Here is a 26649-nt window from a genome sequence, read left to right as displayed (position 1 = left end):
GTCATTAGAGATCACCCAGATACTCGTCTTTTTTCGTCAACGTGAGAACGGTTCCTAGGCGGGTCCTCCACCCGATAGTTGGACTCATCGCGATACTCTGCCAAAAATTCCTCGGTAGTCATTTGGCCCCGCATATACCTATCGTGCATTGCGGCATACTTTTGTTTAGGTATGTGCCCCATATCCCAAACATCCAGTCTCGACTGCCCAGGGTACCACTCGATTCTGCGCCATTTACCCCGATCTTTACCGAGGTCAACGACATCTTCAGCCCCAGAGTCATCCCTCACTTGCACCCACATTTCATTCTCGTGTCTGAGTGGGGGAAGATCAGCTAAGTCACCACCCTCTCTCAAACGGGGAGCCAGCTCCTCGCGAGAAAGTGTCCAGACATCTTCAACTTGCCCAGGTCTGTAGCTCGGCCGGTGATTGGCATACGGGAGGAGGTCTCCGTTGGCATCGTAGCCGTATGAGTTCGGGATCCCCTTCGCGTCCATGCCGTGGCCTGCCAGGCTGCGGTTCTCGGCGACCCATTCCCTTGCGTCGGGATCCCATCGCATGGTCCAGCCACGGCGACCTGCGGTGTCCTCGAGCAGCAACGGCCGACCGTTGCGGTGATCGACCGGCTGTCCATACTTGTTCTGTGGTGCGCGATCCAATGCGGCCTGCGCCTCACCAGGGGTGGGGCGGGACATGATGCCCTTGTGCGCCTTGGTCTCTCTGCCTGACGGGCCTTCGTACGTCGACGGGCGGTACGTCGTGGCGGCAGTTCCAGGCCGTCGCCGTTCCTCGGCGACTGCCGCCGCTGCCTCCTGCGCTCGAGCCTCGCCGCGCTCCCGTTCGGTCATCGTGACTGATTCAGACTCAGGCGCCTCCTTCGTGGAAGGGGTGTCTGCGGGAGCATGCTCCCGAACGGTCTCTCTCGAACCGTCGGTGCGGTCAACCTCTGTCGTGGTCGAGTCGTCGGTGCTGTCCTTGCCAGCTGCTCGCTCATCGTTCGCCGCGGTGGACGAACCGCCTGTACGGTCATCACGCAGGGGGGTGGTGTCGCCATCCGCGCCGGTCGGAGACGAATCGTCCGTCGCGGTCCGGTCCCTCGGGACAGCCGGCGGAGCTGTCTCCGTCAAGTCCACTTCGTCCAGAACGCTCGTGCGGCTACCGGAGGCCGAAAGGCGCTTGCTGAAGACCGTCGAAGCACCCTCAACAAGGCGACCACCACCAGGGACCAGGAAGTCCAGCGCACCCCCGGCCACTCGCGTGGTCTTACCACCGCGGGTGGCGGTGGCGGCGCGACTGCCCTTCAGGCCGGCTTTGCCGGCGCCGAACGCCCATCCACCGATCGGAACCGCGATCAGGACCGCGTCCATCCCGACCTGAGTGCCCATCGCAACGGGATCATCCTTCCACTGATGCCAGCCGTCACCCCCAGCCGCAGCTTCCGCGCCGTCCCAGCCGACCATCGCGCCGACTCCGTCACGGGCGGTCCGGTGGCGATCCTTGATCACCTGGGCAGGTTCAGTGTCTGAGATCCCTGGGACATAGGCGAGATACGAAACCGGCGAAATAGCTACTGATGCCGCAGAGACGAAGTCCACCGTGCCGAGCCAAGCCTGCCCGGCAGTCGCTCCACGCGGAGTCGTCGGATCGCCGTCGAATCCGATGAAGGACGTCGCGCCGTACCACGTGTCCTTCGCACAGGTGCCAGCTCCGACCGCGACCGACTGCCCGCAGTTCTTCGGCTCGGGGTCGGGATTGCCCCACGGCATCGGCTCCGACGAGTTCAGGACCTGATCGGCCGTGACCGGCGTGTAGCTCTCCTCGAGCGTCCCCATCTGCAGCTCATTGATCCTGTTCGCGCAATACGTCGCCGCGTTCGACACCTTCTCGATCAGGACCGCATGACGTCCGAGCAGCTCTTCATTGCGCTGCCTGGCGGGACTGTGCTCCCACCACGCGACTTCCTTCATCTCCGTGCCGAAACTCGGGGCGTTCAGGGAACCGGATTTCGGCTTCGTGGTCGAGGCCCTCGCCCGTGAACAGGCGGAAGACCGGCCTCTCCCCTGCCGCGTCGAGGAGCCCCTCGATCCTCGTCACGGCGGCATCGAGCACCCCGGGGTCGGACGACGGCTCCAGCGGGACCACACTGTTCGCGCGGCGGGTCACGCCGCGGGAGCGGAGCACCGCGAAGCCGTCCACCTCAAGGCGAGACAGCGCCCGCCAGCCGCCGAGCAGCGTCTCCAGGAGTGCGGTGCCGGTGAGGGCAGGGGACGCCGGTCGACGGGTGCGGGATGCCATGCGGTGAGGCTACTGGCCGCGGAACTGCGGCGGGACGAACAGCTCCTCCCGCGGGATCTCCCGCCCAGTGGGAGTGTCGACGATGTGCAGGCCCGTCTCGTCCCGCACCAGCTGCAGGTCCGAACCGACCGGGAGGTCCCAGATCCCAATCAGCGCCGGCTCGATCGCGCACAGCTCGTTGAAGTCCACGATCCGCCAGTTCGACGTGTCGTTGAGGTAGTCGGACTCATCGATGTGGCTCATGATCTGCCACCCGTTGTCCGCCGGCGCCTGCGACGGACGACGCACCATCCATCGCACCTTCCCACGCCCCTCCAGCACGTTCAGCGTCGCCAGGCACGCCCCGGCCTTCGGGATGAACTCGATCGACTCACTCATCACTCGTTCCTCCCTTCGGTTCGTTCCATGTACTCACGCACGAGCCCCGGAAGTACGTCGCGAGGCGACCTCACGAGCTTCTCCCCCAACGAAAAACCGGTCACTTTGTTGACGATGATCGACATATCGATATCAGGTCTTGCGAAGACTACGTCATAAAAAGGCTTCAGATGCTCATCGCTGGCAGCCATCGAATCCAAGGCTTCCAGCGGAAGTCCGAAGCGAGGTGACCGGAGATTAATATCCGCACCGCCGTCAAGCAGGCGCTTCAGGACCTTCGCCTCCGCTCGAAAATTGTGCTCGCGGAAGCTCCCAGAGAAGAGCACGTGGAGAACATTGATGTTGTCGTCATCAATCACTACCGACGGGTCTGAACCATGATCAAGAAGAAGGCTTGCAATGGCGACCCGATCTTCCGGCGACGGATTTCGAAGAGCCCCGGCGAGCGCCCTCCTCCAGCGCCGATCCTGCCAATCTATAGCACCAAATCCCTCAAACCACTCCTCAAAGTCCTGATACGACACCTCCTTGGCACGATAGAACGGATGATCCATCTTTGCCATCAAAACACCCTCCTAGCACCCACTGATCACTCGAGGATCACCTTTCGTCATCGTGGGAACGATTTCGAGACGGATCCTCAGCCTGATAGTACTTCGCCTTCCGATACTCTTCGACGAACTCCTTGGTTGTCATTTCTCCGCGCATATATTCATCATGCAAGGTTGAGTATTTCGCTGTTTCAGAATGCCCCATATCCCATTTGCCGGCGCGAGATTCACCTGGCGTCCACTCAATCAAACGCCACTTTTCTCCATTGGAGGCTGTAAAAACATCACCCCCAACGGCATGGTCTCGAGCGCGGACGTACATCTGCCGATCGTTCTCGAATTTCGGGAGATTTCTAAGCTTCCCAAACTCCATCTCGTCTTTAACTCGTTGACGCGAGGCTGTCCAAACGTCTTCGACCTGTGTTACGGAGTACGACGGTCTGTGGTTCGCGTACGGGAGGAGGTCTCCGTTGCCATCGTAGCCGTAACTGTTCGGGATCCCCTTCGCGTCCATGCCGTGGCCTGCCAGGCTGCGGTTCTCTGCGACCCACTCCCCCGCGTCGGGATCCCATCGCATGGTCCAGCCACGGCGACCTGCGGTGTCTTCGAGCAGCAACGGCCGACCGTTGCGGTGATCGACTGGTTGTCCATACTTGTTCTGTGGAGCGCGGTCCAATGCGGCCTGCGCCTCGCCCGGGGTGGGCCTGGACATGATGCCCTTGTACGCCTTGGTCTCGCGGCCCGAGGGACCTTCGTACGTCGACGGGCGGTACGTCGTGGCGGCAGTTCCAGGACGTCGCCGTTCCTCGGCGACTGCCGCCGCCGCCTCCTGCGCTCGAGCCTCGCCGCGCTCCCGTTCGGTCATCGTGACCGATTCAGACTCAGGCGCCTCCTTCGTGGCAGGTGTATCTGCTGGAGCATGTTCCTGATCAGGCATCTCAGGGTCGTCGGTGCGGTTGGACTCTGCTGTCGTCGAGTCGTCGGCGCTGTCTCTGCCCGCTGCTCGGTCATCGGGGACCGTGGTGGACGGCTCTCCCACGCGGTCCTCTCGCCAGGGAGTGCGGTCGCTATCCGCACCGGTCGGCGATGAATCGTCCGTCGCAGTCCGGTCCCGCGGGACAGCCGGCGGAGCGGTCTCCGCCAAGTCCACTTCGTCCAGAACACTCGTGCGGCTCCCGGACGCCGAGAGGCGCTTGCTGAAGACCGTCGACGCACCCTCGACAAGGCGACCACCACCAGGGAACAGGAAGTCCAGCGCACCCCCTGCCACTCGCGTGGTCTTGCCACCGCGACCGGTGGCGCCGGCCGCGCGACTGCCCTTGATGCCGGCCTTGCCGGCCCCTGCCGCCCAGCCGCCGATCGGAACCGCGATCAGGACCGCGTCCATCCCGACCTGGGTGCCCATCGCGACGGGATCTTCCTTCCACTGATGCCAGCCGTCACCACCAGCCGCAGCTTCCGCGCCGTCCCAGCCGACCATCGCGCCGACTCCGTCACGGGCGGTCCGGTGGCGATCCTTGATCACCTGCGCGGGTTCAGTGTCTGAGATCCCTGGGACATAGGCGAGATACGAAACCGGCGAAATAGCTACTGATGCCGCAGAGATGAAGTCCACCGTGCCGAGCCAAGCCTGCTTGGCAGTCTCTCCACGTGGAGTCGTCTCATCTCCGTCGAATCCGAAGAAAGACGTAGCGCCGTACCACGTGTCCTTCGCCCAGGTGCCAGCTCCGACCGCGACCGACTGCCCGCAGTTCTTCGGCTCGGGGTCGGGATTGCCCCACGGCATCGGCTCGGACGAGTTCAGGACCTGATCGGCCGTGACCGGCGTGTAGCTCTCCTCGAGCGTCCCCATCTGCAGCTCATTGATCCTGTTCGCGCAATACGTCGCCGCGTTCGACACCTTCTCGATCAGGACCGCATGACGTCCGAGCAGCTCTTCATTGCGCTGCCTGGCGGGACTGTGCTCCCACCACGCGACCTCCTTCATCTCCGTGCCGAAACTCGGGGCGTTCAGGGAACCGGATTTCGGCTTCGCCTCCTCGTACCCGGCCTGGGCTTCGGCGCGGAACTCCCACGCCTCGTCTTCCAGGATGAGGAGGTCGAGGCTGATGCCCTGGATGATGTCCGCGTAGGTATCCAGATGGGTCGCTGCGGAGAACAGCCTCTTCTTCATGTCCTCGGCCGCGTCACGCGGGTCGTCCATCAGTGTGTAGACCTGCTCCTGCTCAGGCCCCTCATAGCTCGCCGGAAGCCGCGACCAGCTCATCCGGATCCCGGAGACCTGATCTCTCACGTCTCTTCCCATGGTTCGCAGCGCATCTGCGCCGCTGTGGATCTGCTTCGTGTCCAGGTGCATGGATCGGCACACGAAGTGAATCGGGTTGATGAGGCCCTCGAGGTCCACCGGATCCGGCGCCCCGCCCCCTGCCGGAACTGTCATCTCTCCCCCTTTGTCAGCCGAGCAGCCCGTGCTTCTCGAAGTAGCTGAAATCCCCGTCGTCGGCTGCGGTCGCCGCCTTGGTCTGGAAGACGCCGATCATCTCTTCCTGGCCGTTGTTGTACGCGGTCGTCGCGTTGGCGACTCCCAGCCGTCCCGCGTCGATCCCGTTGATGATCGTGGCGAGATTCGTCTGCTGGTCCTCCATGAGGCGATTCAGGGCGTCGGGAATGCATGCGGTCAGTCCGTCGCCCCAGTCCAGCCCCGTGTAGCAATCGGCAAGCTGCTCTTCGCCCACTGCCTTGTGCAGCCCCTCGTTGTCCTCGCCCACCGAGTCGAGGACGCTCTGCACCCCCGCGGGGTCGATGTTCCACCTGCTCATGTCATCACTTCCTGTCGCAGACGACCCCGGAGAACGCCTGTGCCATCCGTTCCACCGCTTCGCGAGCGGTCTCGGCAAGGCTGTGGTCCGGGATCACGATGTCGGTCCAGTACTGGTAATGCCGGCGAGGTCTGCTCACGAGCAGGTCGGTTCCCGCCCCGCCGATGGTCACCTCGACGCTCGGGAACGCCGAGATCACGGTGGTCTGGCTCAGGTCGACATACAACGACAGCCCCGACTCCGCGAACTCGAAGCTCTCGGCGTCCGGCAGGAGCTCGGTGAGTGCCCGGTTGGCGATCTCGGTGTCCATCGGGCGATCACTGAGCACGACGATCTCGGTAGGCATCAGGAACGCCCCCGATCCGCACGTTCGAAGTCCACCGCGAGTGCCGACGCGAGGCGCTCCTCGTCGAGGTCGTGCGCAAAGGCGACGAACTGGGCCCACACCGGGTCGGGCCCCGACAGCCGCAGCAGGACGCTGGGAGCGCGCCGGGATCCGACGTGTTCGACATCGTGCTTCCGAGCGAGATCGTCGACGTCCAGGCCCAAGTCCCTCACTGCCCACGCACCGATGAGCACAGCAGCCGGTTCGTCCGGCCACCGCGACGCCGCCCTCTGGCCGAGCCCGTAGTCGGTCTGGACAGCATGGGCCAGCGATACCATCGCCACGGTGGGGCGGAAGTCCTCCGCCAGCCTGGTGAGCGCCCTGTTCACCTGCTCGTGCCGCGCGATGTGAGCTGCTCCGCCGAGCTTTCGGTGCATCTCGTAGTCGCCGATCCAGATCAGGCCGCGGGTGTTCTCGAGCAGCCCGGTGCGAGTTCTGGCCACGGTGGTGGAGAGCGCCGAATTGTACCCGTTCACGGCGAGATGGGGGCGCGAGGCGGGCATCTGCTCCTGGATGGACCGAGTCATCGCAGCGGGGTTCCATCGCCTGGTCGCGGGTTCGTGCACGCCCCATGCGGCGAGTTCCGGGAGATCGAGATCCTGCAGGAAGGTGTCTCCGAGTTCGCCGATGACTGTCCCGGAGTCGGCGCGCTGACGGGCGTAAATGTCCACGGACAAGCAGGCGTGCCCGGCGAAGGGCTTTCTCGTGAAGGCCTCGTGGCGTCGGCTGTCAGAGGCGGGTTCTTCCCACAGCTCGGTGAGCTCCTGCACCTCATAGCCCGAGAGTGCGCTGTACAGGCTTCCGGAGCTGTCCCGGAAAGCCCACATGCCTCCGGCCCGCCGCAGGCGATCGGCGACCGCCCACGTGATCCGCGATGTCGCAGGGGTCAGCAGGACCGGCCGACGGTCGGACGTCTCGACGTCGTCGAGGAAGCCGCTCAGAGCGGCGCTGAGGACAACCGTCTGTGCGCGTGATTCGTAGACGAGGAGATCCGCCGGCCACGAGTCCGCGACCGGGTGCAGCACTGCCGGCATCAGCCGGGAATAGCCGCTTTGGCAATCGCCAGTGCGCGGCGTGCGACCTCGTCGTTCTCCTGGAGCGAATTGCGGATCGCCGTGATGACGGCCCGTACCTGCGTGCCGGCGGAGTTCCACTGCCGCTCGAGCGCTGCGTACTCCTCGGAGACGCCGTCCGCCTGGTACTCCGCCATCGCGGCCTTGACGTCGCCGTCGCGGCGGTCGAGAAGCGCCTCGAGGCGCGCGGCGACCTGCTCGAAGTTCGCCTGCGCGCTCTCGGACGAGCCGATGTTGTACGAGTTGCGATCGATCTGGTTCTGCCCAGCGTTCATCATTCCCCCTGAATGAGTGTTGTTCCGAGTCCTCAGGCCTGCGGTGCGATCCGGCTGAGGAACGCCTCTCCGCTGAAGTCGGTCCGCGACTCGCCGCCCTCGTGCACGGCGGCGCCGTCCTGGGCGCCGGTGGTGAACGCCCGGTCCTGCCCCTCGATGGAACCGACGATCCCGGCGAGCGCGGAGTTGAGCGCGTTCGCGATGCTGTCCGTGCGCGCCTTGAAATTATCGAACGTGGCGCGGGCCGGGCCGTTGAACTGCCCGGCGAGCGGCTCCGCGGCCTCTACGAGTGCGCGGACGTGTGTGCCGAGGTCGTCGGACTCCGTCTGCGACCGCTGCCCCAAGCGGTGGAGCGTGTCGGACTCCATGTCGAACTTCATGTTCATCGGTGTGTCTCCTACCCCAAGACGACGTGCACTGAGCTGTGAACGCGGACACCCTCGCATGCCCTGGGCCGGCGTTGCAACCGCTCGGTCACTTATGGATAGGCTCGCGCCCGGGGTCCATGACCGAAGAACAGCATCCGGGGGGATGAAGGCGATGACGGGGAGCGATTCGCGCCGACACGGCGCGGTTCCGTCCACGCCTGAGACGGCGCAGACGGGTCGCCTCGTCGGGGCCTCTGTGATCGACCTCGCACTGCTCATCGCCGGAGCCGCCGCAGCCGGCGGGACGGCGCACGGCGCCCGGTTCTCTCCGGTGTGGATCGCAGCGTCTGTGCTTCTCGTCGTCGTCCTCGGGCTGCTCGTGTGGTTCGCCCTGCATCGCCGCTTCGGTGCTGGTTTCGGAGCTCTCGTGCTCCGCCTGCGCACCGTCGATTCCGCCACCGGCATGCCGACTGCGCCCCACCTGCGGTCATCGCGAACGTTCGATCTGACCGGCGGAGCCGAACCGGTTCGCATCGCGCTGTCGAAGGATCCGCTGCCCTCGGACGCCTCTGAGGTCCTGTCCTCCTCGACTCCTGCGTATCTGACGATCGAGCTGGACGACGGTCGGCGCTACTCGGTGCGCCGGGAGGCGGTGATCGGGCACCGGCCCGAGGTCCAGACCCATGCCGAAGGAGCGACCGAGATCGCCCTCACGGATTTCAGCCGCACCGTCGACCGGGTCCACGCGGCTGTGCGCCTCGTTCCCGGAGGTATCCGCATCGATGCCCTGACGGACCGTGGAGCGACCGCGATCGAGATCGCCGGGCTCCGAAGTGACGTGCCCCCAGGGACGTCGACGATCGCCCCGAACGCCGTGGACCTGGTCCTCGGAGAACGACGGCTGCACCTGGCGAGACGTGATGCGATGGCGAGGACCTCATGACCGATCCCGATCGGCTCCTCATCGAGTCCACGAGGACTCACCGGGAACGGCTTCTCGCAGCGATGGTCCACGGGCCGCTGACGGCACGTCGCAAGGTCACGACGAATGCCGGCCGATTCACCGGGTCGCTCGTGCTCGCCGCGGTCCTCGGACTGGGGACCGTGGGCGCGGGCTTCGTCGTGGGCTACCTCGACCGCCAGGAGAACGAGAAGGCCGTGACCGCATTCCAGGAAGCCCTGGCCTCGAACCCGCTCGAGCCCCGGGACGGTCTGGTCGAGGACGAGAGCACCGGACTGCTCTACGACGAGGAGCGAGATGTCCATCTGGACCCGGCCACGGGCTTCGAGGTCGATCCCGAGACGATGCTGGCGACCGACCCGCAGGGACGACTCGTCGACACCCGCACCCGCTGGTACTTCGACCCCGAGACGGGGTACTACACCGACCCCGCCACCGGGGTGACCGTGGATCCTGACACGCTCACGGTCGTCGAGGAGAAATAGTGCAGTACACGAGATTGACCTTCTTCGGCTCCCGGCGCACCGCCGACATCGTCCTGCCCGACGACGAGCCGGTCGGCGCGCTCCTCCCGGAAGTGCTCGACCTCCTGGACGAACCACCGGGGACAGGAAGCGCGCCCACGCTCGTGACCACCCTCGGACGAAGGATCAATGCCGATCAGTCCCTGCGGGAACAGCAAGTCGCACACGGAGCGATGATCCGTGTCGTCGAGGTCGACGATGCGCCGCAGTCCCCCGAGGTCGCTGACGTCACCGACACCGTCGCGCGCCTGCGAGGGACCCGGAAGGACATCTGGGGGCCTACCGCCACGTCGGTCGCGTCCTCCGTCGTCGCCGGTATCGGCGCCTTCTACGCCGTCACGACAGGGATGGATGCCGCTTCTTCGTCTGCGACCCCGGCTCTGCTCGTCGTCGGAGTCGCCGTCGTCCTCGCGGTGATCGCGGCGCGTCGTGAGGCGGAGCGCGTCGCCGTCGTCCTCGCGTCGCTGGCCGGCGGCGCGGGGCTCGCTGCTTCCCTGGCCCTCACCGGGTCGGCAGAGTCGCATCTCCGCTTCGCCGCGGCCACGGGAATACTGTGGTCGATCGTGGCGGCTGTCCCTGGTTGGGGTTCGCGTCGAGGCTCCGCGCTCGCCGGAGGTCTCCTCGGTCTCGCCAACTCGGGAGCGATCGTGCTCCTTCACGTCCTCGCCCCCGATGGTGATCCCATCGTCATCAGCACGGTGATCACCGTCGTCGACATAGCGCTCCTCGGCCTGCTGCCCGGAATCGCTGCCGCGGCCAGCGGCCTCACTCGTTTCGACGACCTCGTGATCGCGGGTACTCCTGCCGTCCGGTCCGAGCTCGAGACCGTGGTCGAGGATAGCTTCGCGGCCCTGACGTGGAGCATCGCCGCGGTGCTTCCGCCCCTCGGACTCGCTGCCGCCTTCCTGCTGACCGGTGAGGGGTTCTGGGGTCCGATCCTCGGTGGCATCGCTTTCCTGATCTCGGTGCTGAGGTCGCGGCTGTTCCCCTTGATCGTGCAGAAGTCGCTCGTCGCGATCATGGTGCTGCTGGGCGTGGGGAGCTGGCTCGTGACCACCGCTGAGATCGATGATCCGATCAGGGCGGTCATCGCTGCAGGCATCGCGGTGCTCGCCGTGCTCGCCACGGTGGTCCGCCCGGCAGCGGTCGTCAGGGCGCGTGCCAGGCGGTGGCTCTCGATGCTCGAGCTCATCGCTGTGCTGGCGGTCATCCCGAGCGCCCTCGGTGTCCTGGGCATCTTCGACGACCTGTTCGCGGTGTTCCGATGAGAGCGCGCCACCTCGGCAAGCTCCGGACGCTTCTTCGTGCGAGCACGGAGAGCGGGCTTTCCGCTCTGATCGCCCAGGAGAGCTCGCTCGGCGTGCCGCTCCCCCTCAGCAGGCACATCGCTGTGCTGTCAGCATCGGGCGGCGTGGGATGTTCGACGCTGGCTGCCGACGTCGCCGGCATGCTCGCCAGGCTGCGCGGCGAGAGGGTGCGCCTTATCGACGCTCAAGGTGCGAGTCCGGTTCCCGCGCTGCCGAAGGGGAGCTCAGTGGAACGGGTCTCCCTGCCCTCCGAGGCATGGCCCGGTGCGCTCGAGGCATGGCGTGAGGTCATCTCTGCGCAGCCGTCGCGTGCGGAGCTGAGCGTGACCGACTGGGGCCAGGTGCCTCTCTCCTCCTTCCAAGCGATCGCCGACGCCTCCCATGCGGTCTGCCTCGTCGTCTCGGCATCGCGTCGTGGCATGGACGACGCCGCACGGGTCGTGGCTCCGCTGACCGAGCTCGTGCCGACGGCGGTGTGCTTCGTCGACGCTCACCGCACCGCCACGCCGGCGACCCGGAGACTCGTCGAGCAGTTCCCCGTCCCAGCGGTCGTGATCCCGTATGACCGGCGACGCAGCTTCTCGACGGAGGAGACTCTGCCGCCCGACAGCCGTGCGGCCCATGAGCTCCATCGACTGTGCGGGGACCTGGTGAGCATGGTGGTCACGCCGCCGGCCCCTGCAGCGACCGGAGGTCATGCATGAGCGCCCCTGCGGGCACGACCCGCCCTACCCGCACCGTCCACCCGCACTCCCGCCCGGACACGCGGGAGCTGGCGCCGCCCCCTGTCCAGCCCGATGACTCCGGAGGCGCCCCGCTCCAGATGCTCCTGCCGGTCGTCGGCGCCCTGACCTCGGTGACGATGATGGTCGTGCTCCGCAATGGCCAGCCGCTGTTCATGCTCGTCGCTGCGATCGTCTTCCTCGTCGCGATCGCCGGCGGGATCATCTTCGCCGTCTCGAGTCGAGGTCGCGGCATCCGTCAGATGCGCAGACAGCGCGAGCTGTACCTCGACTATCTCGAGCGCGTTCGCGGAGAGCTGCGTTCCGAGTCCGACGAGGCGCTGCTGCACGCCCGTCTGCTCCATCCGGCCCCCTCTGGTCTCCTCGATCACACCCGTGATCCTGCTCGACGGTGGGAGCGGCGTCGCGAGGATTCCGATCATCTCTCCGCCCGGATCGGCACCGCGGACCTTCCCTGGTTCACGCTGCATGTCCCCTCCGCGGAGTCCCCGATCGAGCCGCAGGACCCGGTCCTCCTGGAGGAGGCCGGCCTGCTCCGTTCGACCATGACGTCGATCCCGGGCATGCCCGCCGTGGCCGAGCTCCACGAGGCCTCAGTCGTCGCAGTCATCGGCGACCGCTCGAGGACGGTCCCGCTGGTGCGCTCCCTCCTCGCCCAGCTCGCGTCCCATCAGCTGCCCGAGGACCTGCGCATCGCCGCCGCGTTCGGACGCGACAGAGCGCTCGACTGGCAGGGGATCGATCTCCTTCCCCACGTCCAGTCCTCCTCGCTCTTCGACGGCCCTGTCCCGGCTCGCAGGATCGCTCCCGACGTCTCCGCGCTCTCGCAGGTCCTCGGGCCGGAGCTGGTGGACAGGGTCCACTCCGCCGCGATCGCCCGCCGGGGAGGGGCGCACGGCACGGCCGGGAGCGTCTCGAGCCTTCTCGTGGTGGCGGACCAGCACGGCGGGCCGGCGGAGAGCATTCGACTCCCGGAGTCGAGCCTCACGCCCGGTCAGCTCGGAATCGTGCACGTGCACCTCCTCGACGACCGGTTGGACGAACCCGATGACGTCGACATCCGCATCGATCTGCGCGATGAGCCGACGCTCACCCACGAGGCGCGCAGTGGAACCGCACGGACCGTCACCTTCGAGCCCGATGAGACGCCTGTCTGGCAGTTCACCGCGATCGCCCGTGATCTCGCGGCTCACCGCACGCTCGGTGCGGCGATGGCCCCGGACGTCGAGAGCGCGACAGAGATCACCGACCTCCTCGGGATCGACCCGTCCCTTCCGGCGCCGCTCGAGTCCCTGTGGAAGCCGCGGATCCCCTCGGAGTTCCTCCGCGTCCCCTTCGCGGTCGATGATCATGGATCCCCGATGCATCTGGATCTCAAGGAAGCCGCACAGCAAGGCATGGGTCCTCACGGCATCTGCATCGGCGCGACCGGATCCGGCAAGTCGGAGCTGCTGCGGACCCTCGTGCTGTCGCTCGCGCTCGGCCACTCTCCCGAAGACCTCTCCATGATCCTGGTGGACTACAAGGGCGGTGCGGCCTTCGCCCCGTTCTCCGGACTCCCCCACATCGCCGGGCTCATCGACAACCTCGCCGACGACCCCCAGCTGACCGTCCGGGCCCGCTCCTCGCTCCAGGGCGAGGTGGTCCGACGCCAGCAGCTGCTCAAGGATGCTGATTCCTCGCCGTCGATCACCCACTATCGCGAACTGCGTCGCACCAATCCCGACCTCCCACCGATGCCGCATCTCCTCGTCGTCATCGACGAGTTCGGCGAGCTGCTCACCGCGGAGCGCGAGTTCATCGACCTCTTCCTGCAGATCGGTCGTATCGGCCGATCCATCGGCGTCCACCTGCTCCTGTCCAGCCAGCGCATCGAGGGCGGGCAGCTTCGCGGCCTGGACACCTATCTCTCCTACCGACTGGGGCTGCGCACCTTCAGCGAAGCGGAATCGCAGATCGTGCTCGATACGGCGGACGCGTTCAGCCTCCCCTCCCTGCCCGGCTACGGATATCTCAAGGTCGACACGAGCATCTATCAGAGATTCCGTGCAGGCTACGTCTCCGGGCCGATGCCCACCGCGGTCCAGCGCACCCCGGTTGAGGACGAGCGCCGTGTCTTCCTCCTTCCCACATACAACGGCATCGCGACCGGTGAGGATGCGCCGGAAGCGCCGGTCCTCCACCGGCCTGATGTGGGCCGGAGCCTCGTCGACGAGATGGTCGACCACCTGAGATCCGGTCCCGGAGGCCTGCCACCGGTATGGCTTCCCCCGCTGGAGAGCGGGCTCGCGCTGGGCCACGTCCTCGAAGGAGCGGACTCCGGCGCATCCGGCCTGAGCGTGACCATCGGGCTCCAGGACGATCCGATGCGCCAATCCCAGGCTCCATGGGTCGTGGACCTGACACGTGCAGGCGGTCATCTGATCATCACCGGTGCGCCGCAGACCGGGCGCAGCACGCTGCTGAGGACCATCGGCGCATCGCTCGCTCTCACCTGCACACCGCAGCAGGTCGCCATCTACGGCATGGACCTCACCGGGTCCGGCCTGCGCAGGCTCGAGCAGTTCCCGCACGTCGGAGGCGTCGCCACCCGCGGCGACGAGACTCGGATCACTCGGCTGGTCGAGGAGCTGGCAGGGATGATCGCCCAGCGCGAAAGGCTCTTCAAGGAGCATCGGATCGAGTCGGTCGCACACCTCCGCCAGCTCCATTCCTCGGGCAGACTCCCGCAGCTCCAGAGCGCCGACGTGGTCGTGCTGCTGGACGGCTACGGGGCGCTGCGGACCGATCTCGAGTCCCTCGAGCCCGCCTTCCTGGACCTGATGGGCCGTGCATCGAGCTTCGGGATCCACCTCGTCGTCACACTGAGTCGATGGGGCGAGATGCGCATGGCGCACCAGTCGCTGTTCGGCACTCGGATCGAGCTCCGGCTGAACGACCCCACGGAGTCCGTGATCGACCGCAAGCTCGCCGAGACCATCCCGGACGATGTGCCGGGGCGCGCGCTCTCCGATGCAGGCCTCCTCGGCCAGATCGCACAGCCGACGCTCGAGATCGTCGAGCACAGCGAAGTCGGAGACGCCCTGGAGGAGCTCGCGCGCACCTCGGCGCAGTCGTGGGGCGGGCCGTCCGCCGCCCCCATCCGCCTCCTGCCGCCCGTCCTGGCCAGCTCGGAGATGCCCGATGTGGTGGACGAGCCCCGGGCTGTCCCCCTCGGTCTCCGTCAGGACACCATGGACCCGGCCTTCTGGGACTTCACGGACGGGGACCAGCACCTTCTCGTGCTCGGGGACGCGAAGTGCGGCAAGACCAGTGCCCTCCGCACCATCGCCGAGGCCCTCATCGCGAGGTACACCCCCGAGGAGCTCGCCATCGCGGTGATCGATCCTCGCGGCCAGGTGCCCGAGGTGATCCCGGAGGAGTACCTCGCAGCTCACGCGACCTCATCGAGGCAGGCTTCCGGTCTCGCCTCGTCCATCGCCGTCGAGATGGAGAGGAGGCCCACCAGGACAGCGGAGGAGAACAAGAAGGCCCCGATGGTGGTGCTGCTCGTCGACGACCACGACATCGTCTCCGCCGGCGGGGAGGAACCGTTGGCCCCGCTGATGCCTCACCTGCCCTCGGCGAGAGATCTGGGCCTGCACATCGTTCTGACACGTCCTGTCTCCGGAGCGAGCAGAGCCATGTACTACCCCGTCGTCCTGGCGCTGCGCGAGACCGGCGGGGCGACTCTCCTCATGTCCGGTGACCGCGCAGAGGGCCCGGTCCTCCCTCGGATCTATCCAGAGCGCATGCCTCCCGGGCGTGGCCGCTACGTCCGCCGTGGCGAGCGGCCGTACGTCATGCAGGTAGCGCTCACCGCCGCCGACCTGGCGAAGCGCGAACGGAGCTGATGATGACGACGCTGACATTCCTCGGGCTCACCGGCGGAGCCGGTACGACGACGCTCGTCGCTCTCTCCCTCCTCGGGCACTCCGGGCGCGCCGAGGATCTCCCGGAGATCGCCAGCCACGATCCCGAGGTGCTCGAGCGTCGCGTCGGAGCGCCCTTCCCCACGGTGATCGGGGAGCGACGTATCCGCGAAGGTGGACGATTCTCCCTCGAGAAGGTGATGGCGGCACTGGCCACGGGACACGTCGTCCTGGTGGCCCCGGTCGGGTCGAAAGGCGATGCCGTCGTCGACCGCACGGTCGAGGAGCTGGCTGCTCCAGGCCCGCGTCTCATCGGTCCGCATGTGACGATCGCCCGCAGCGCGGTCCATGGTCCCGCTCGCAGAGGATCAGGTCACGGCCAGGACCATTTCACGATGCCGTACGATCCCGTGCTCGCCCATGGCATGCCGATCTCAGGAGCCTGGGACCGCTTCTCGCGACCGACGCATAAGGCGATCGAGAGATGGGTGCAGATGCTTGAGGACCATCAGTGGCGGTCCCGACCCACGACCGTCTCCCCTGCGGCGGGGCTCGCACGGCATGCACCGCCGAACCCGTGGACTCAATCAGTCGAGGAATCGTGATCGCGAAGCGGTCTCCGCAGCGGGGACGGGACGGGTGACGGTCCGCAGCACCCCACGGAGGGTTAGACTTCCGTCTCCGCCGCATCGCACCGAAGGGACCCGCCATGTCCGTCGATCCGAACATCGATTACACCTCGCACGATCCTGAGGACGGCGAGCAGGCCTCCGAGGATCCGAGGATCCGTGAGGCGCAGGAGCTCGAAGAGCGGATGCGTCGGGCGCTGGCGACGAAGGAGGACCCGCTGAGCGACTCCGAGTCCACCTCGGAGCGTCTGCGTCGGCTGGAGCGCGAGGGCGCGCCGTCGGCCGAGTCCTCGGAGTCCGCCGGGGACCCCGAGAACTCCGAGTCCTGAGACCGCTCAGCGCCGCTCCGGCGGCGGCATGAGCAGCAGCGGCAGGTAGAGCACGCCCGAGAGGTTGTACGGGAAGGTGATCCGCATGATCGCCTTGATCCCCCAGTGCATCGAGAAGGCGCCGGCGGCGAACAGCCATCCGAGACGGCGGTCGGCGAGGGCCAGCGGTGCGCCGAGCTCGAGCACGAGCGATCCCGCCGCCATCACCGCGAACAGCCCGGTGTGCGGGCCGAGGACGCGCAGCAGCGGGTTCGATCCCTCGCCGAGCATCTCCTTGCGCAGCGAGTCCACCGCGACCTGGCTGCGCATCGACGCACCGCTCGCCCACCGCATCCCGTCGGAGCCGGTGAGCTTCGCGAGACCTGCCAACAGGTAGGTCAGGGTGACGGCGCCGTTCATCACGGCGGGCGTCGCGCCGTACATCCACGAGCGCCGCTCGGGCAGCAGCGTCCCGTCGCGCAGCACCGCATCCACGCTGAGGGCATCGGCCGCGGGCGCGGCGCCGAGCACCATCGTGTGCAGCACCAGGTTGTTCTCGTGGTGGAAGACCATCGACCACGAGTTGCGGTAGCTGAAGTTCCAGGTCTGCAGCGCCGAGTGCAGCGGGCCGGTGACCCGGTGCCCGATCCCGGCGGTGAACAGCGCCCCCGTGACCAGGGAAGCATCCACCAGCGCGTCCGCGACCCGGGGCGGGAGCGGCTTCTTCAGCACCCGCGCCACGCCCACGGGGTCGAAGCTCTCCGAGGCGGTGCGGTGCACGCCTCGATACAGCGAGCGTCGGCGGCCGACGTGCCACAGGTGGTAGCCGCCGACGGCGAGGCGCAGCAGGGCGGGGGCGGTCGGGGGCGCGGCGGGGGCGAGGTGCCGTCGGGCGGTGTCCGCGAGACGGCGCAGCAGGGGGCTCATCGTCCGGCCTCCACCACAGCGGCGGGGCGACGGCCCGGGACGGGCGCCGCGCCGACCAGCTCGATCGAGCGGGTGAAGCCCTCGCGGTCGCTGCCGCGCAGGTAGGAATCGAGGTGGTAGCGGCCGCGGACCATGCGGACCTCGAGGATCCCGCGGTCCTCGGCGCGGTCGCGAGCGGCGACCAGCGCGGCGGCGTGCTCGGCGAGGTGCTGCCCGTCGCCGTCCCGCACCCGCCTGCGGACCTGGCGGCGCACGGCGTTGAGCCCGCCGGTGCCGAGATAGCTGTAGTGCAGGGGCCGGGAGGTGCCGTCGGCGTCGATGCCGAGCAGGTGCGCGACCCGGTAGTGAGCCGAGCGCCGGGCGGAGAACATCGGGTAGTGGGAGAAGGGGAAGGAGTCCCGCACCTCACCCTCCGCGGGGTAGTGACGGGCGGGCAGGGCCACGGCGGTGAGCAGGGCTCCCGCCAGGAGGCCGGCGAGGAGTCGGGTGGCAGGGGTGTCGGGGACGGAGGCTCCGGCGGAGCGACGGTGCAGCGCTGAGGAGGTCATGGCCGGAACACTAGAGGCGCCGGATGAGACGGGGTGCGCAGGGGATGAGAGGTGCATGAGAGCTGTCTCAGACACCCGCCCAGGACCGTTCCTCCCCTGCGCGTGGATGTCCACGACGGCGTCGCTGGGTCGTCGGGCGTCGGTCCGGCTTGCCACACTGGGTCCATGAGCACGACGCCGCACTCCCCCGCCGCCCCGACCGACAGCGCCGCGCTGCACGAGGAGGCCCTCGAGTCGCTGCGCGCCCTGACCGGGCGGGAGGACGCCCGCTTCCACCCCGGCCAGTTCGAGGCGATCCAGGCGCTGGTCGCCGAGCGGCGCCGCGTGCTGGTCGTCCAGCGCACCGGCTGGGGGAAGTCCGCGGTGTACTTTCTCTCCGCGCTGCTGCAGCGTCGGCGCGGAGCGGGGCCGGCGCTGATCATCTCCCCGCTGATCGCGCTGATGCGCGATCAGGTCGCGGCCGCGAGGCGGGCCGGGGTGCGGGCCGACGCGATCAGCTCCGCGAACCCCACCGAGTGGCGGGCCATCGAGGAGGGCCTCGCGGCCGATGAGATCGACGTGCTGCTGGTCTCCCCCGAGCGCCTGGTGAATCCCCGCTTCCGTGAGGAGCAGCTGCCGCGCCTGGTGGACCGCTGCGGGCTGCTCGTGATCGACGAGGCCCACTGCATCTCCGACTGGGGCCACGACTTCCGGCCCGACTACCGCCGGCTGCGGGACCTCGTCGCCGAGCTCGGCTCCGAGGTGCCCGTCCTCGCGACCACCGCGACCGCGAACTCCCGCGTGGTCGCCGACGTCGCCGAGCAGCTCGGCACCGGCGGCGCCGACGGCGAGGTGCTGACCCTGCGCGGTTCGCTCACCAGGGAGTCGCTGCGGCTGGGATCGATGAGCCTCGCCGATGACCGGCAGCGCCTGGACTACCTGGTGCGGCACCTGGACTCCTTCGAGGGCTCGGGGATCATCTACGCCCTGACCGTCTCCGCCGCGGAGGATCTCGCCTCCCTGCTGGACCGACCCGGGCGTCGCGTGCGCGCCTATACGGGCCGCACCGATCCGGAGGAGCGCGCCGAGCTCGAGCAGGCGCTGAAGGACAACGAGGTCAAGGCCCTCGCCGCGACCAGCGCGCTGGGCATGGGCTTCGACAAGCCGGACCTCGGCTTCGTGATCCACCTCGGGGCGCCCTCCTCCCCCGTCGCCTACTACCAGCAGGTGGGCCGCGCGGGCCGTGCGACCGACCGGGCCGACGTGCTGCTGCTGCCGGGGAAGGAGGACCGGGCGATCTGGGAGTACTTCGCGACTGCGTCGATGCCCACCCAGGAGTCCGCCTCGCAGGTCCTCGCCGCGCTCGCGGAATCCTCCGCGCCGCTGTCCACCCCGGCGCTCGAGGCGCGGGTGGACGTGCGCCGCAGCGCCCTCGAGCTGCTGCTGAAGGTGCTCGCCGTGGACGGCGCGGTCCAGAACGTCAAGGGCGGTTGGGTCTCCACCGGCGCGCCCTGGCACTACGACGCCGAGCGCTACGAGACCGTCGCCCGCGCCCGCCGCGAGGAGCAGCAGGCGATGCTCGAGTACGAGGCGCTCGCCGGCGGACCCGAGCAGTGCCGGATGGTGTTCCTCGCCCGTCAGCTCGACGATGAGACCGCCGTGCCCTGCGGGCGCTGCGACGTCTGCGCGGGGCCCTGGTACCCAGCGCCGGACGCACCGGCGACCAGCGCGGGCGAGGGCGGCGCCGAGGAGCGCGTCGCGGCACTGCTGGAGCGGGTCGGCGTGCCGGTCGAGCCGCGGGCGAGCTGGCCCTCGGGCCTGGACCGGCTGCTCGGCGCCGGCGCGCCGAAGGGCCGGATCCCGGAGGGCGAGCGCGCCGTGGAGGGCCGGGTCATCGCGCGCATGTCGGATCTGGGCTGGGCGGTGCCGCTGCGGGAGCTGCTGCGCACCGACGAGGACGGCCGTCCCGTCGACGCGGTCGTGCCCGAGCGGATCGGTAACCGGATCGTCGAGGTGCTGAGGGACTGGGACTGGCAGCAGCGCCCCGCCGCCGTGGTCGCCGTCCCCTCGACCACGCGCCCGCAGCTGGTGGGCTCCCTCGCCGCGGGCATCGCCTCGATCGGACGGCTCGAGGACCTCGGCGCCCTCGACCTCTCCCCCGACGCCGCACCGCTGCGCGGCGGCGGGAACAGCGCCTTCCGCGTCGCCGACCTCTGGGAGCGCTTCGCGGTGGGCGCCGAGCTGCAGGCACGGCTCGACGCCCTGGACGGTGCGCCGATCCTGCTGGTCGACGACGTGATCGACACTCGCTGGACGATGGCCGTCGCCGCCCGGATGCTGCGCCGCGCGGGCTCCGGGCCGGTCCTGCCGCTGGCGCTCGCGCAGCAGGCGTGAGCGACAGGCAGGTCAGCTGTAGCCGGCCTGCTTCACGGCGAACACCGCACGGAATCCCTCGCCCTCGGTGAGGGACCACAGGAGGTCGGGGCCGTCCGCGTCCTCCCAGTAGCTGATCGACTGTCCCCAGGAGACCCAGGGATAGGTGGTGAGCGCTCCCTCGCCGGACCAGTAGCTCAGGGTCTTGTGGCGGGAGCTGTTGAACCACCAGCGCCCGTTGTGGGAGCCGACGCCGTTGAGGAAGTGCAGCGGCACCTCGAGCGCCTCGCTCGCGGTCGTGGTCCCGGCGGAGGTGGGACCACCGTCCTGGAAGTCGAAGCGCACCGCGCGGGTGGTGCCCGTGGGGTAGTTGTCGCAGCTGTCGTCGCAGCGGTACTCGGTCATGACGATCGAGCGGGTCACACGGTCCAGCGAGATCGTGGACCACACGAGCGGCTCGGTGCCCGCCTCCAGCTCCGAGGAGATGGTGCCGACCTGCGGCAGGACGTAGGCGTAGTTGTGCGCGTAGAAGGTGTCGCCCACCCGACCGATCTGGTCCTTCGTGCCGCCGGTGTCCGTGGTGAGGATCTTGCTCATGTCGAACACCCTCATCCCGCCGGGCTTCGCGGCGGAGTCCGCGACGTAGAGCAGGTCCCCGTACCAGGCGATCCCGCCGGCATGGATCTCCACGTCGCGGAAGCTGGGCTCCTCCGCGGTCCCGGTCGGTTCGACCAGCAGGATCCGTCGGTACGCATTGGGGTAGTTCGCGTCCCAGTCGATGAGGTTGATGCGGCTGGACTTCGGGGAGTTGTTGTAGAAGCTGACGGCGATCACCTGACGGCCGTCGTAGCGGCCGTTGCCCGCGGTGCCCACCGCATCGCGGCTGGTGGCGATCCCCTGCGGGAAGGCGTCGGGGTCGTTCTCGTCACTCGTGGCGAAGCGGAAGCCGTGGACCTGGGTGTCGATCACCGTGGCGGGGGTGCGCTCGTGGTTGGCGTCGTCCATCACCTGGCTGACGCTCGCCCGCCCGGCCTGCTCGAGCAGCGCCTCGACCCGTGCGGTGTACTTCGTGTAATCGGCGGTCAGCCGGAAGGCGGCCGGATCCACCGTCGTGGGCGCGGGGGCGGCCTGGGCGGGAGCGAGCGAGGCACCGGTCGCGGCGACCGCGCCGAGCAGGCCTGCTCCACGCAGCAGCGTGCGTCGATCGACGCCGAGGCGGGGCGCAGGTGGATGAGAGGTCGTGGTCGGGTCGGAGTGCTGTGCGTGACGCTGGGCGCTCATGGTCGAGCGGCCTTCCTGTCGGGTGCGATGTGCATCACGCACCCTTCCATCACGGGTGAGCGGTGTCGAGACCGTCGGCCCGCTCGTCCTCCTGCGTCGCTGCTCCTGGGTCTGGGGGCGGTCACTCCGACTCGGCGTCGTCCCCGTCGTCCCCGGCCTCCTCCGGCAGTGCGACCGCGTCCGGACCGCCGTCGAGCAGGGCCACGAACCCGGCCTCGTCGAGGATCCGCAGGCCGAGGTCGCGGGCCTTGGTCTCCTTAGAGCCGGCGTTCTCGCCGACGACCACGAAGTCGGTCTTCTTCGAGACGGAGCCGGAGGCCTTCCCGCCGCGGGTGATGATCGCCTCCTTCGCGCCGTCGCGGGTGAAGCCGTCGAGCCCTCCGGTGACCACCACGGTGAGGCCCTCGAGGGTCTTCACGAAGCCTTCCTCGACCTCGTCGGCCATCCGCACGCCGGAGGCGGCCCAGCCGTCGACGATCTCGCGGTGCCAGTCGGTCTCGAACCACTCCACCACGGCCTCGGCGATGATCTGACCGACCCCGTCGGTCTCGGCGAGCTGCTCGACGCTCGCCTCGCGGATCGCGTCCATCGTGCCGTAGGCGGTGGCGAGCGAGCGCGCGGCGGCGGGGCCGACGTGCCGGATCGACAGCGCCACCAGCACTCGCCACAGCGGTTGGTCCTTCGCCTTCTCGAGCTCCGCGATCAGCTCCTCGGTGGTCTTCAGCGCCGTGGGCTCCTTGACCTGCTTCCAGGTGCTCTCGCGCTTGTAGTGGCGGAACTGGGGGCGGGTCCAGAAGGCGGGCTGGATGCGCCAGTCCCCCGTCGGCACGCCGTCACGCCGCTCCGGCTGCCACACGAACACGTCGGCGAGCGCGTCGGCGGTGAGGTCGAAGAGGTCCGCGCCGGTGTCGATCACGGGCTCCTGCACGGCGGGCAGCAGCGGGTCGTCCACCGAGGTGATGCGCAGCAGCGGCACCCCGTCGGTGCCCTGGACCACGTCGCCGTTCTTGACGACCGCGAAGGCGTCGAGCTCGGTGTCGGAGACGTCGCGGATCGGGAGGTAGACCGCGTGGCCCTCGGCAAGCGCCGCGAGCGCCTCGGGGCGGCGCTTGTCGGGGTCGGTCAGCGCGATCGCGCTCTCCTCGCCGAGGGACTCGATGTCGAAGGCGCCGCGGGAGGCGGCGTGCTCGACCCGGCCGGTGACCTGGGCGGGGCAGTTACGGCGGTTCGGGCAGCGCCAGTCCTTGTCCCCCTCCTTCTCGGGTCGGATCTCGGTGCCGCAGGCGGGGCACTCCGTCGGCATGACGAAGGGTCGCTCGGTGCCGTCGCGCAGCGACTCGACCGGGCCGAGGATCTCGGGGATCACGTCCCCGGCCTTGCGCAGCACGATCGTGTCGCCGATCAGCACGCCCTTGCGCTCGACGTCGAACTGGTTGTGCAGAGTCGCCTTCTCGACGGTGGAGCCCGCGACCAGCACGGGCTCCATGATCCCGAAGGGCGTGACGCGGCCGGTGCGGCCCACCTGCACCTGGATGTCCAGCAGCTTGGTGGTGACCTCCTCGGGCGGGAACTTCACCGCGGTCGCCCAGCGCGGGGCGCGGGAGGTGGAGCCCAGCGCCCGCTGCTGGGCGAAGGAGTCCACCTTGACGACGATCCCGTCGATCTCGTGCTCGAGGTCGTGGCGGTGCTCCCCGTGGTGCTCGACGTAGGCGGCGACCTCGTCGACCGTGTCGGCGACGCCGAGGTGGGCGCTGGTGGGCAGGCCCCAGGACTTCAGCAGCTCGTACATCTCGGACTGGGAGTCGACCGGCGGGTCCGGCCAGGCGCCGAGGCCGTGGACGGTCAGGCGCAGCGAGCCCAGGCGCGCCTCCCCGGCCTCGCGCTCGAGGCCGTCCTTCTTCTCCAGCTGCTGGCGCAGGCCTCCCGCGGCGGTGTTGCGGGGGTTGGCGAAGGTGGGGAAGCGGCGTGTCGCGGCGAGCATCTCGCGGTCCTCGTCGAAGGCGCGGGTGCCGGTGGTGCTGCGCGCCTCCCAGCGGGTGCGGGACTCGGCCACGGCGCGCTCGCGCAGCTCGACCTGCAGGTCGTTCAGCGCCGCGAAGGCCTTGGTGGGCATGAACACCTCGCCCCGCACCTCCACCAGCGGCGGATGCCCCTCCCCCTCGAGCTTCTGCGGGATCCCCTCGATGCGCAGCGCGTTGGCGGTGACATCCTCGCCGGTGCGGCCGTCTCCGCGGGTCGCGGCCGTGACGAGCTCGCCGTCCTCGTAGCGGAGGTTGATCGCGAGCCCGTCGATCTTCAGCTCGTTCAGGAAGCGCACCGGGGCGCTGAGCTCCGCGGCGGCGTGCTCGCACCACTCGCGCAGCTCCTCGAGGGAGAAGACGTTGTCCAGCGACTGCATCCGCTCGGCGTGCACGATCGTGGGCAGGCCCCCGGCCGCTGCGCCGCCGACGGTGCGGGTGGGCGAGTCCTCGGAGGCCAGCTGCGGGTTCTCCTCCTCCAGCGCCCGCAGCTCCTTCTCCAGCGCGTCGTACTCCCCGTCGGCCATGGTCGGGGCGTCGTGCTCGTAGTAGTCCACCCGCGCCTGCTCGATGCGGGCGGTGAGCTCGGCGATGCGCTGCTGGGCATCGGCGGTCTCGTCGGCGGGGCGGGGGTCGGGCTCGTTCGTCGTCACGGGGACATTGTCGCGCACGGGGCCGACGGGCCGCGCCCTCCCGGGCCGGGATCAGGCGGAGACGCGCTCCGCCCAGGTGGGGGCGATCCGCAGCATCGCCTCGAGCGCCGCCTCGTCCAGCAGGGTCGAGTGCTCGGGCTGGGCGGAGGGATCCACCCGGCCGGAGTGCAGGCCGTGGGAGGCGCCGGTGTGCGCGATGACCGTGACGCCCGCGGCATCGGTCTCGGCATGTCCGAGGCGCCTCCAGGTCTCCAGCATCGTCTCGAGCTCGGGAGCGAGGTTTCCGCCGGGGCGGGGGTCGACCACGATCTCGAAGGCGCAGCCGTCGTCGGCGGCCTCGGCGATGCCCTCCCAGAGCGCGCGGCCCTCGGGAGTGGACAGCGACGGGAGGCGGCGCGGGGCGATCGCCATGCGCCGGGCGCCCGCCTCGCGCGCAGCCCGCAGCAGGGCGATGTCGGCGCCGACGCCGAGGGTCACGTCGCGGGCGTCCAGGCCGTAGTCCTCCAGCGCCACGTACAGCGAGCGCCACAGCACCGCGATCTCGGGGGCAGGGAGCGGGTCGTAGCGCCGGCGGCCCGAGGGCGTGGGGATGCGGCCCTGGTGGATCGCGGCGACCGCGTCCTCGCGCACCAGCACGTGCTGGTGACCGCCGGGCACGCGCTCACGCAGCTCGGTGAGATGGTCCACGAGCCCCTCGGCCAGCAGCATCGGCAGGTCCCGCACCGCGCCGGGATCGGCGAGGGTCCGCTCCCCGGACTGCAGGAAGGTGGCGCCGGCGAGGGTCGCGGGCCCGAGGGTCGTGGCCATGACCGTGCCCTCGTAGCCGAGCCAGGCGATCCGGGCCGCGTCCAGCACCCGGGCCCGCAGCTCGCGGGCGTGCTGCCAGGCCAGGCCCGTCCCGGCGCCGAGCCGCCAGCCATAGCTGACCAGGTCGCCCGTGGTCTCGGCGAGCAGGGCGAGGGTCGCGGGCAGCAGGTGGTCGGTCTCGTCCAGGCCGAGCGCGGAGGGCAGGTAGAGCCGGGTCGCGATCTGCTCCTCGAGGTCGTCGCCCAGCAGAGCGCGCAGGCGCAGCAGCGCGGCGAGGTGCGGGTCGTCGGGCAGATCGAGGCGCTGGGCCTCCTCCGTGGTCGGGGCGCGGAAGGTGCCGTCACCGGTGAGGGTGAGCAGGGGGCTCATGGGCGACGCTCCAGGGTGGCTGCGGCGAGCACGCGGTCGCCGTCGTAGAGGACGAGGGTCTGGCCGGGCGCGACGCCGCGCACCGGGGTGTCGAGGGCGACGCGCAGCAGGCCGCCGGACGTGCCGCCGCTCGCGGGTGTCGTCGCCGCGGTGGGGACCTCGAGGATCCTTCCGGGCAGCGCCTCGCCGTGGGCGCGGATCTGCGCGGTGACGGCGCGGCCGGCCTCGAGCGGCTCGAAGGCGATCAGGTCGGTGGCGACCAGCTCGCGGCGGGAGAGCAGCTCGGCCGCGCCGATCACCACCTGTCGGGAGGCGGGGTCGATGTCGACCACGTAGCGGGGCGCGCCGTCGGCGGCGGGCTGCTGGATCCCGAGGCCGCGGCGCTGTCCGACGGTGAAGCCGTGGGTGCCGCGATGGGTGCCGAGCACCGTGCCGCCTGTGTCGACGACCTCCCCGGGCGCCTCGCCGAGGTGCCGCTCGAGGAAGCCGCGGGTGTCGCCGTCGGCGACGAAGCAGATGTCATAGCTGTCGGGCTTGGTGGAGACGCCGAGGCCGCGCTTCCGCGCCTCGGCGCGGACGGCCTCCTTGGTCTCGTCCTCGCCGAGCGGGAAGAGGGAGCGTCGGGCCGCCTCCGGGCCCATCACGGCCAGGACGTAGGACTGGTCCTTGGCCTGGTTGCGGGAGCGGTGCAGGGAGGGGGCACCGCCGGGGCCGTCGGCGCGGATCGAGGCGTAGTGCCCGGTGCACACCGCGTCGAAGCCCAGCGCCGTGGCCCGCTCGAGGAGGGAGGCGAACTTGATCCGCTCGTTGCAGCGCACGCACGGGTTGGGGGTGCGGCCGGCCGCGTACTCGGTGAGGAAGTCCTCCACGACCAGGTCGTGGAAGTCGTCGGAGAGGTCCCAGACGTAGTAGGGGATGCCGATCCTCTCGGCGGCGACGCGCGCGTCGGAGGCGTCCTCGACGGTGCAGCAGCCGCGGGAGCCGGTGCGGGTCTGGTCGCGGCTCTTCGACAGCGCCATGTGCACGCCGACCACCTCATGGCCGGCCTCGGCGGCCCGTGCGGCCGCCACGGCGGAGTCCACGCCGCCGCTCATCGCCGCGAGCACCTTCATGGTGCGTCCTCCTCCGTGGTGCGTCCCTGCCCGCCCCTGCGGGCGCATCCCCACG

24 protein-coding genes are annotated in these 26649 nt (G+C 69.2%); 8 read left to right on the top strand and 16 right to left on the bottom strand.

Annotation, left to right across the window (positions count from 1 at the left end; translation table 11 throughout):
* Positions 1 to 11: 11 nt before the first annotated feature.
* Genes DS079_RS14410 through DS079_RS14365 form a run of 10 tightly spaced genes read right to left on the bottom strand, consistent with a single transcriptional unit; the run spans position 12 to position 8162 of the window.
* Positions 12 to 1967: an HNH/ENDO VII family nuclease gene (locus DS079_RS14410; RefSeq protein ID WP_126988532.1), complete on the bottom strand. Its 1956-nt coding sequence runs from the start codon at positions 1965 to 1967 to the stop codon at positions 12 to 14.
* The gene (locus DS079_RS14405; RefSeq protein ID WP_126988531.1) at positions 1918 to 2295 is read right to left on the bottom strand and encodes a hypothetical protein; all 378 of its coding nucleotides are present in this window, start codon (positions 2293 to 2295) and stop codon (positions 1918 to 1920) included. Before DS079_RS14405 ends, DS079_RS14410 begins: the two co-directional genes overlap by 50 nt.
* A gap of 9 nt (positions 2296 to 2304) precedes the next feature.
* Positions 2305 to 2673: a DUF2185 domain-containing protein gene (locus DS079_RS14400; RefSeq protein ID WP_126988530.1), complete on the bottom strand. Its 369-nt coding sequence runs from the start codon at positions 2671 to 2673 to the stop codon at positions 2305 to 2307.
* Positions 2673 to 3236 (bottom strand): ankyrin repeat domain-containing protein, encoded by a 564-nt coding sequence (locus tag DS079_RS14395; protein ID WP_126988529.1) that lies wholly within the window; start codon positions 3234 to 3236, stop codon positions 2673 to 2675. The genes DS079_RS14400 and DS079_RS14395 overlap by 1 nt, the downstream gene beginning before the upstream one ends.
* A gap of 37 nt (positions 3237 to 3273) precedes the next feature.
* Positions 3274 to 5628 carry an HNH/ENDO VII family nuclease gene (locus DS079_RS14390; RefSeq protein WP_164736270.1) on the bottom strand — a complete coding sequence of 785 codons (2355 nt, stop codon included), beginning with the start codon at positions 5626 to 5628 and terminating at the stop codon, positions 3274 to 3276.
* Between the two features lie 49 nt (positions 5629 to 5677).
* Positions 5678 to 6043 (bottom strand): DUF6507 family protein, encoded by a 366-nt coding sequence (locus DS079_RS14385; protein ID WP_126988527.1) that lies wholly within the window; start codon positions 6041 to 6043, stop codon positions 5678 to 5680.
* Between the two features lie 4 nt (positions 6044 to 6047).
* A complete protein-coding gene (locus tag DS079_RS14380; protein WP_126988526.1) occupies positions 6048 to 6389 on the bottom strand; it encodes a hypothetical protein in 342 nt (113 codons plus the stop codon).
* Positions 6389 to 7462, bottom strand: a complete 1074-nt coding sequence (locus tag DS079_RS14375) for a DUF6177 family protein (RefSeq protein ID WP_126988525.1) — start codon at positions 7460 to 7462, stop codon at positions 6389 to 6391. The genes DS079_RS14380 and DS079_RS14375 overlap by 1 nt, the downstream gene beginning before the upstream one ends.
* Positions 7462 to 7776 carry a pore-forming ESAT-6 family protein gene (locus DS079_RS14370; RefSeq protein ID WP_126988524.1) on the bottom strand — a complete coding sequence of 105 codons (315 nt, stop codon included), beginning with the start codon at positions 7774 to 7776 and terminating at the stop codon, positions 7462 to 7464. The genes DS079_RS14375 and DS079_RS14370 overlap by 1 nt, the downstream gene beginning before the upstream one ends.
* A 32-nt stretch (positions 7777 to 7808) precedes the next feature.
* A complete protein-coding gene (locus tag DS079_RS14365) occupies positions 7809 to 8162 on the bottom strand; it encodes a hypothetical protein (protein ID WP_126988523.1) in 354 nt (117 codons plus the stop codon).
* 145 nt (positions 8163 to 8307) lie between these two features.
* Here DS079_RS14365 and DS079_RS14360 point away from each other — a divergent pair, with 145 nt between their 5' ends.
* The 7 genes from DS079_RS14360 to DS079_RS14330 all read left to right on the top strand — a co-directional run bounded on the left by DS079_RS14360 (position 8308) and on the right by DS079_RS14330 (position 16548).
* Positions 8308 to 9087 (top strand): hypothetical protein, encoded by a 780-nt coding sequence (locus tag DS079_RS14360; protein ID WP_126988522.1) that lies wholly within the window; start codon positions 8308 to 8310, stop codon positions 9085 to 9087.
* On the top strand, positions 9084 to 9590 hold the full coding sequence (locus DS079_RS14355; RefSeq protein WP_053917620.1) for an OCRE domain-containing protein: 507 nt from the start codon (positions 9084 to 9086) through the stop codon (positions 9588 to 9590). The genes DS079_RS14360 and DS079_RS14355 overlap by 4 nt, the downstream gene beginning before the upstream one ends.
* Positions 9590 to 10897: an EsaB/YukD family protein gene (locus DS079_RS14350; RefSeq protein WP_164736269.1), complete on the top strand. Its 1308-nt coding sequence runs from the start codon at positions 9590 to 9592 to the stop codon at positions 10895 to 10897. Before DS079_RS14355 ends, DS079_RS14350 begins: the two co-directional genes overlap by 1 nt.
* Positions 10894 to 11640 carry a nucleotide-binding protein gene (locus tag DS079_RS14345; protein ID WP_126988520.1) on the top strand — a complete coding sequence of 249 codons (747 nt, stop codon included), beginning with the start codon at positions 10894 to 10896 and terminating at the stop codon, positions 11638 to 11640. The genes DS079_RS14350 and DS079_RS14345 overlap by 4 nt, the downstream gene beginning before the upstream one ends.
* Complete coding sequence (eccCa, locus tag DS079_RS14340; RefSeq protein ID WP_126988519.1) at positions 11637 to 15572, top strand: type VII secretion protein EccCa; 3936 nt, start codon at positions 11637 to 11639, stop codon at positions 15570 to 15572. The genes DS079_RS14345 and eccCa overlap by 4 nt, the downstream gene beginning before the upstream one ends.
* Positions 15572 to 16195, top strand: coding sequence for a hypothetical protein (locus tag DS079_RS14335; protein ID WP_126988518.1), 624 nt, complete (start codon positions 15572 to 15574; stop codon positions 16193 to 16195). Before eccCa ends, DS079_RS14335 begins: the two co-directional genes overlap by 1 nt.
* Before the next feature lie 104 nt (positions 16196 to 16299).
* A complete protein-coding gene (locus DS079_RS14330) occupies positions 16300 to 16548 on the top strand; it encodes a hypothetical protein (RefSeq protein WP_053917615.1) in 249 nt (82 codons plus the stop codon).
* A 6-nt stretch (positions 16549 to 16554) separates the two neighbouring features.
* Here the strand turns inward: DS079_RS14330 and DS079_RS14325 are convergent, their stop codons facing one another.
* Positions 16555 to 17454 (bottom strand): hypothetical protein, encoded by a 900-nt coding sequence (locus tag DS079_RS14325; RefSeq protein ID WP_126988517.1) that lies wholly within the window; start codon positions 17452 to 17454, stop codon positions 16555 to 16557.
* Positions 17451 to 18002, bottom strand: coding sequence for a hypothetical protein (locus DS079_RS14320; protein WP_126988516.1), 552 nt, complete (start codon positions 18000 to 18002; stop codon positions 17451 to 17453). Before DS079_RS14320 ends, DS079_RS14325 begins: the two co-directional genes overlap by 4 nt.
* A 165-nt stretch (positions 18003 to 18167) precedes the next feature.
* Here DS079_RS14320 and DS079_RS14315 point away from each other — a divergent pair, with 165 nt between their 5' ends.
* Positions 18168 to 20375, top strand: a complete 2208-nt coding sequence (locus tag DS079_RS14315; RefSeq protein WP_126988515.1) for a RecQ family ATP-dependent DNA helicase — start codon at positions 18168 to 18170, stop codon at positions 20373 to 20375.
* A gap of 12 nt (positions 20376 to 20387) precedes the next feature.
* Here the strand turns inward: DS079_RS14315 and DS079_RS14310 are convergent, their stop codons facing one another.
* The 4 genes from DS079_RS14310 to mnmA form a co-directional block, all read right to left on the bottom strand.
* The gene (locus DS079_RS14310) at positions 20388 to 21635 is read right to left on the bottom strand and encodes a hypothetical protein (protein WP_206516176.1); all 1248 of its coding nucleotides are present in this window, start codon (positions 21633 to 21635) and stop codon (positions 20388 to 20390) included.
* Positions 21636 to 21756: 121 nt separating this feature from the next.
* Positions 21757 to 24306: an NAD-dependent DNA ligase LigA gene (locus DS079_RS14305; RefSeq protein ID WP_164736268.1), complete on the bottom strand. Its 2550-nt coding sequence runs from the start codon at positions 24304 to 24306 to the stop codon at positions 21757 to 21759.
* A gap of 51 nt (positions 24307 to 24357) precedes the next feature.
* Positions 24358 to 25482: a hypothetical protein gene (locus tag DS079_RS14300; protein ID WP_126988513.1), complete on the bottom strand. Its 1125-nt coding sequence runs from the start codon at positions 25480 to 25482 to the stop codon at positions 24358 to 24360.
* Positions 25479 to 26594 carry a tRNA 2-thiouridine(34) synthase MnmA gene (gene mnmA, locus DS079_RS14295; RefSeq protein WP_126988512.1) on the bottom strand — a complete coding sequence of 372 codons (1116 nt, stop codon included), beginning with the start codon at positions 26592 to 26594 and terminating at the stop codon, positions 25479 to 25481. The genes DS079_RS14300 and mnmA overlap by 4 nt, the downstream gene beginning before the upstream one ends.
* Positions 26595 to 26649: the final 55 nt, after the last annotated feature.

Source organism: Brachybacterium paraconglomeratum, from assembly GCF_003994255.1.
GTDB classification, from domain to species: domain Bacteria; phylum Actinomycetota; class Actinomycetes; order Actinomycetales; family Dermabacteraceae; genus Brachybacterium; species Brachybacterium conglomeratum.
Note: the sequence above shows the minus strand (reverse complement) of the source record. Positions and strands in the feature narration are given on the sequence as shown.

Coding starts and splice junctions, on each gene's coding strand:
- DS079_RS14385 (WP_126988527.1), bottom strand. CDS start 6,043: ATGAGCAGGTGGAACATCGACCCCGCGGGGGTGCAGAGCGTCCTCGAC.
- DS079_RS14360 (WP_126988522.1), top strand. CDS start 8,308: ATGAAGGCGATGACGGGGAGCGATTCGCGCCGACACGGCGCGGTTCCG.
- DS079_RS14395 (WP_126988529.1), bottom strand. CDS start 3,236: ATGGCAAAGATGGATCATCCGTTCTATCGTGCCAAGGAGGTGTCGTAT.
- DS079_RS14315 (WP_126988515.1), top strand. CDS start 18,168: ATGAGCACGACGCCGCACTCCCCCGCCGCCCCGACCGACAGCGCCGCG.
- DS079_RS14345 (WP_126988520.1), top strand. CDS start 10,894: ATGAGAGCGCGCCACCTCGGCAAGCTCCGGACGCTTCTTCGTGCGAGC.
- DS079_RS14400 (WP_126988530.1), bottom strand. CDS start 2,673: ATGAGTGAGTCGATCGAGTTCATCCCGAAGGCCGGGGCGTGCCTGGCG.
- DS079_RS14325 (WP_126988517.1), bottom strand. CDS start 17,454: ATGAGCCCCCTGCTGCGCCGTCTCGCGGACACCGCCCGACGGCACCTC.
- DS079_RS14375 (WP_126988525.1), bottom strand. CDS start 7,462: ATGCCGGCAGTGCTGCACCCGGTCGCGGACTCGTGGCCGGCGGATCTC.
- DS079_RS14405 (WP_126988531.1), bottom strand. CDS start 2,295: ATGGCATCCCGCACCCGTCGACCGGCGTCCCCTGCCCTCACCGGCACC.
- DS079_RS14300 (WP_126988513.1), bottom strand. CDS start 25,482: ATGAGCCCCCTGCTCACCCTCACCGGTGACGGCACCTTCCGCGCCCCG.
- DS079_RS14335 (WP_126988518.1), top strand. CDS start 15,572: ATGATGACGACGCTGACATTCCTCGGGCTCACCGGCGGAGCCGGTACG.
- DS079_RS14310 (WP_206516176.1), bottom strand. CDS start 21,635: ATGAGCGCCCAGCGTCACGCACAGCACTCCGACCCGACCACGACCTCT.
- DS079_RS14380 (WP_126988526.1), bottom strand. CDS start 6,389: ATGCCTACCGAGATCGTCGTGCTCAGTGATCGCCCGATGGACACCGAG.
- DS079_RS14365 (WP_126988523.1), bottom strand. CDS start 8,162: ATGAACATGAAGTTCGACATGGAGTCCGACACGCTCCACCGCTTGGGG.
- DS079_RS14320 (WP_126988516.1), bottom strand. CDS start 18,002: ATGACCTCCTCAGCGCTGCACCGTCGCTCCGCCGGAGCCTCCGTCCCC.
- eccCa (WP_126988519.1), top strand. CDS start 11,637: ATGAGCGCCCCTGCGGGCACGACCCGCCCTACCCGCACCGTCCACCCG.
- DS079_RS14410 (WP_126988532.1), bottom strand. CDS start 1,967: ATGAAGGAAGTCGCGTGGTGGGAGCACAGTCCCGCCAGGCAGCGCAAT.
- DS079_RS14330 (WP_053917615.1), top strand. CDS start 16,300: ATGTCCGTCGATCCGAACATCGATTACACCTCGCACGATCCTGAGGAC.
- DS079_RS14370 (WP_126988524.1), bottom strand. CDS start 7,776: ATGAACGCTGGGCAGAACCAGATCGATCGCAACTCGTACAACATCGGC.
- mnmA (WP_126988512.1), bottom strand. CDS start 26,594: ATGAAGGTGCTCGCGGCGATGAGCGGCGGCGTGGACTCCGCCGTGGCG.
- DS079_RS14355 (WP_053917620.1), top strand. CDS start 9,084: ATGACCGATCCCGATCGGCTCCTCATCGAGTCCACGAGGACTCACCGG.